The sequence below is a fragment of the Hymenobacter agri genome, assembly GCF_054778495.1.
This window is the reverse complement of the sequence record NZ_BAAGZM010000441.1, coordinates 1-3,618: the sequence shown is the minus strand read 5'-3', so window position 1 is coordinate 3,618 and position 3,618 is coordinate 1. Positions and strand designations below refer to the sequence as shown.

General features: G+C 61.8%; 4 protein-coding genes and 1 pseudogene. 2 read left to right on the top strand and 3 right to left on the bottom strand.

Annotated elements, in window-relative coordinates; genetic code table 11:
• Positions 1-453: hypothetical protein (locus ACYVDE_RS17330; protein ID WP_460502802.1), on the bottom strand; the 453-nt coding region annotated here is incomplete at its 3' end.
• A gap of 188 nt (positions 454-641) precedes the next feature.
• On the opposite strand from ACYVDE_RS17330, the gene ACYVDE_RS17325 reads away from it, so the two are divergent.
• Positions 642-1,382: a porin family protein gene (locus ACYVDE_RS17325; protein WP_460502801.1), complete on the top strand. Its 741-nt coding sequence runs from the start codon at positions 642-644 to the stop codon at positions 1,380-1,382.
• Between the two features lie 81 nt (positions 1,383-1,463).
• On the opposite strand, the gene ACYVDE_RS17320 is transcribed toward ACYVDE_RS17325, so the two are convergent.
• Positions 1,464-2,063 carry a DinB family protein gene (locus ACYVDE_RS17320; RefSeq protein ID WP_460502800.1) on the bottom strand — a complete coding sequence of 200 codons (600 nt, stop codon included), beginning with the start codon at positions 2,061-2,063 and terminating at the stop codon, positions 1,464-1,466.
• Between the two features lie 182 nt (positions 2,064-2,245).
• Between ACYVDE_RS17320 and ACYVDE_RS17315 the strand changes: the two genes are divergently transcribed.
• Positions 2,246-3,142 (top strand): hypothetical protein, encoded by an 897-nt coding sequence (locus ACYVDE_RS17315; RefSeq protein WP_460502799.1) that lies wholly within the window; start codon positions 2,246-2,248, stop codon positions 3,140-3,142.
• A gap of 108 nt (positions 3,143-3,250) precedes the next feature.
• On the opposite strand, the pseudogene ACYVDE_RS17310 reads toward ACYVDE_RS17315, so the two are convergent.
• Positions 3,251-3,618 (bottom strand): annotated as a pseudogene (locus ACYVDE_RS17310) (hypothetical protein); the annotation flags it as partial.

Genomic DNA, 3,618 nt, shown 5'->3' with positions numbered 1-3,618 from the left:
GCCGTCGGCGGCCGCGTCGCCATCGGCGGGGCGGCCATCGGTAGTGGGTTTGGCGCCGGCCGTGCGCTGGTACAGCGCGTAGCGGTGCTGGTTGAGGTAATCGGTGTAGAGGCTGGCCAGCAGCGAGTGCAGAATGGGCCGCGCCGGGAACGTGGCCGTTTTCACCTCCGCTTCGAGCAGGGCAATGGCTTTCTCGTCGGCATCGTCCTGCTTGGCATTCAGCAGGCGGATTTTGTAGAGCAGGGCCCGCACGTAGGCTGGATTGTCGCCGGATTTTTTGGCCTGCTGATAGATGGCCTCCACCAGCGGTGCGGCGGTGGTTGTCTGGTCTTTACGCAGCAGCGCGTCAATTTTTTTCCAGCGGGCGGCGTAGGTACCGGGCGGCACGGGCGCGGCCGAGTCGGCGCGAAACAGCATGGTCAGGAACAGGCAGGCAAGCAGGAACAAGCGCATGGGCAACGGGAAAGGCAACGAACGGTTGAGGCAATAAAGATGCCTGTGTCCGATTTATTGCACATCAACCCGAACAATTGCCCCATTGTCCGCCCATCAACGATGAACACCTGATGAAGCCGCCAGCTATATTTGTAGCTGCATTTTAACGCCGGAAATTCCGGCGGCTTTTTTTATTCATCCTTTCCATGAAAAACCTTTTTACCGCTTTCGGCCTCACGGCCGCTCTGGCAGTGGCCGCCACCGCGGCGCACGCCCAATCAACCGTTAGCATCGGGCCGCGCCTGGGTGTGAATATGGCCACCGTTGCCACCAGCGGCGATGATGCGAACAGCACCAAACCGGACTATACGTTCACGCCGCAGGTAGGTGTGTCGTTCGACATGCAGTTTGGCAGCAGGTTCGCCTTCCAGCCCTCGCTGCTTTTCAGCCAGAAAGGCTTCAAAACCGAAGAAAGCGGCACCGAGTCCTTCAATGGCATCACCGTTACGTACACTGGCAATAGTGTAGCGCACATCAACTACCTTGAACTGCCCCTGAATTTTGTGTTCACCACGGGCGGCACCGAGGGCTTCCAGGTATTTGCCGGGCCCTATCTGGCACTGGGCGTGGGCGGCAAGGCCACCTACAGCTACACCGTCAAAGACAACCAAGGTATGTTCAACATGAGCGACTCGGGCTCGTACCCGGTGAAATTTGCCAACCAGGAGCCCAGCAACAGCAACGGCAACTCGTTCTACGTGCGGCAGTTCGATGCGGGCCTGAACGCGGGCATGGGCTACCGGAAGGGCCCGGTGCAGGTACAGCTGGGCTACGGCCTGGGCCTGGCCAACCTCGTACCGCTCAACAGCAATGGCTCCGACAGCGGCAACACGGCCCGCAACCGGGTGTTGCAGCTGTCGGCCAACTATTTCTTCGGCATCAAGTAGCACCGGTCCATGTGCATAAAAAAACGCGCGGCTTGAAGTAGCCGCGCGTTTTTTTATGCACATGAATATGGACTGCGGTGCTTACGCCGCCGCCGAGGCCGCATTGCGCGCGCTGATGCCTTCGAGCACAGCCTCGGCCTGCGCAATGTGCCGCTGAATGTGCACCACCAGAAATTCCAGCTGGTCGGTGAGGCGCAGCAAAATCAAGGGAAACAGCGGGTTGGGAATGCGGACGGCATTGGCATTCACCTGCCGCGCCAGCAGCACCAGGCGCAGCAGCTCGTCAATCTGCCGGCTAAATACTTCGGCCACGGTGCGCGGCAGGCGCGTGCCCGTAGGCGCGTAGCGCCGGGGCGAGGTCAGGGCTTTCTCGCTGGCGGGCCGGCGCATGGCCTCAATAAACTTGCGGCCAATGAACCCCTGCTTAGCCTCGGCGGCCGGCTTGGAGCCCCGCGCCTGGGCGCGCTTGATGCGGTTGGCAATCAGCGGCAGGTAGTGGCCGCCCACAATGTTGAGGTGTTCGAGGCATTGCCCGGCGCTCCAGCGGCCCGAGCCGGGCCGGCGGTTCAGCTCTTCGGCGCTCAGTGGACGAAATCGCTGCTGAGCCACCACGCGCAGCTTCAGCAGGTCGAAGGTGAGCTGGTCGAAGAAATCGGAGGTGGCGCGAACGGCGGCGGGCATACAAGCGGAGGCTAACGAATGATAAACATACGCCGAAGCGGGCGATTTTGTGCACCGGCCAGCGCACTACCCGGCCGCAATTGCCCGGGGCTCGGTATCTTGCCGGCATGGTGAAACACAGTTTTTGGTATGCGAGTGCCGCAATGGCATTGTTGAGCAGTGCACCGGCCGGCGCCCAGGCCGTGCCCAACCCCGGCGAGCGGGTTGAAAGCCTGATTACGTTCGGGGCGCAGTCCGACAAGCAGTGGGGCGACGACGACTTCACGCAGACGTTCTTCTTCCTCGTGCCCGAGCGGCAGCGCACACCCGTTTATATTCGGGTGTGGGACCCCGACTGCGGCGGCAAAAACGACGACCTGAAGGGTGCCGCCAATACCACCACGTCGTTCAGCCTCTACGGCGGCCCTGGCACCTTCAGCGGCCCGCAGGCGCGCGACCCGCGGCCAACCAACCCGGTGCCCTCCGGCCGCCTGCTCAAAAGCCAAACCTTTGGTAGCGAGCCGCAATACGATGGCAAGTGGTACACGTTCGGCCCGCTCAACCCGCTCGAAGGCGAGCCGGTGGAAGAGTTCAAAGGCCGCGTGTTCAAGCTGGTGGCCAAGGGCCTGAGCGGCAACGACGGCAACCTCTACCGCTACTTTTTCAGCACCAGCCCCACCGAAAACGTGTCGGTCGAGGGCGGCAACGCCTTCACCTACGAGTACTGCTTCCGGCTACCAGCCACGGCCAGCAAAACTACCGTGCACCTCTACCCCTTCGTGAACGACCGGGTAGTGAGCATCAAGCAAAGCAATTACGACGTGGATAATGCCGCCACGCTCAACGTGTTCAGCATTGCCAAAAACGGCCAGCCCGGCGCCATGAGCGGCGACGGCGAATGGACCAGCAGCGTGCTTCCCATTGCTAATAAAGAGCACGGCCTGAGCCTCGATTTCCGCCTCACTTCCACCAAGCCCGCGCCCAACGACCTGGTATTCTACGTGACCGACCAGTACGATACGGCCCTGCCCTTTTTCGCCATTCCACTGGGCGGCCGGCCTCGCTACCAGTACGATATTGGGGTAAAAATTCACCGGTAACAAATCCCATAAGCACAAGTACCCCGAGTTTTTAATTCGGCGCGTCAGAACGGTTTTCGTTCAAGGGGCCGAATTAAAAACTCGGGGTACTTGTGCTTTATGCTGCTGCTATTCGTCGCGCCCCTCGTTGCGCCGGGGCGCTCCGTGGTCGGCCTCATTCTCTTCGCTCGAAGCCCGGTTCTCTTCGCGAGCGGCACTGCCGTAGTTGCTATCCCGGTCTTCGCGGCGCTGCTCACCGGCCGCGGGCGAGCCGGCGGTGCTGCCCGGCTTGCTGTCGTCGTAGGCATCATTGTAGGAGCCACCGCGCGAGCCTACGCCTTGGGCGGTATCGCCATTGTTGGCCTGCGGCTGGGTATAGCCGTTGCGTTCGCCACCGGTCTGGTAGTCGGGGGCTTCGTTGGCAAGGCCGCGGTTGCGGTCGCCGTAGCCTTCGCTGCCTACTGGCTGGACGGTGCGGGCGTCAGCCGCCGCGTCAG

Bases quoted from the DNA above. Each gene is read 5' to 3' on its own strand.
- ACYVDE_RS17325 (WP_460502801.1), top strand. From the start codon at position 642: ATGAAAAACCTTTTTACCGCTTTCGGCCTCACGGCCGCTCTGGCAGTG.
- ACYVDE_RS17320 (WP_460502800.1), bottom strand. From the start codon at position 2,063: ATGCCCGCCGCCGTTCGCGCCACCTCCGATTTCTTCGACCAGCTCACC.